The 419-nt window shown below is 69.0% G+C and carries 1 protein-coding gene; it reads left to right on the top strand.

Annotation, left to right across the window (positions count from 1 at the left end; translation table 11 throughout):
• On the top strand, positions 1-296 hold a 296-nt coding region (locus D7V93_RS44185; RefSeq protein WP_208723398.1), incomplete at its 5' end, for a transglycosylase domain-containing protein.
• Positions 297-419 lie beyond the last annotated feature (123 nt).

Here is a 419-nt window from a genome sequence, read left to right as displayed (position 1 = left end):
GCGTGTATGGCATTGAAGCGGGAGCGCGCGAGCACTTCGGCGTGTCCGCGTCCCAGCTCTCCGTGGCCCAGGGCGCGGTGCTCGCGTCGATGCTGCCGTCCCCGCGCAAGCGCTCGCCCAGGAGCGGCTCACGCGCGCTCTTGAAGCACTCGCACCGCCTGGTGGATGCGCTCAAGATCTACCGCCGCATCAGCGCGGCGCAGGCGGAAGAAGCGCACGCGGAGGTGGACCGGCTGCTCGGCCGCGCGTCCGGGGACACCGGAGGCGCGGACGACGCGGACGAGGACGGTCGCTAGTGGAGTGTCCGCGAAGTAATCCAACATAGTCAGCGGCGGTGCCGCTCGAACCAGTCGTGCATCTTGGCCCGAGTCCAAAGCCAGGTGAAGGGATGGGCGTAGAGGAGGTTGTACTCGGGCCAG

This window comes from Corallococcus llansteffanensis (assembly GCF_003612055.1).
GTDB classification, from domain to species: Bacteria; Myxococcota; Myxococcia; order Myxococcales; family Myxococcaceae; genus Corallococcus; species Corallococcus llansteffanensis.
The sequence above is the reverse complement of the archived record's forward strand: the minus strand, read 5'-3'. Positions and strand labels throughout refer to the sequence as shown.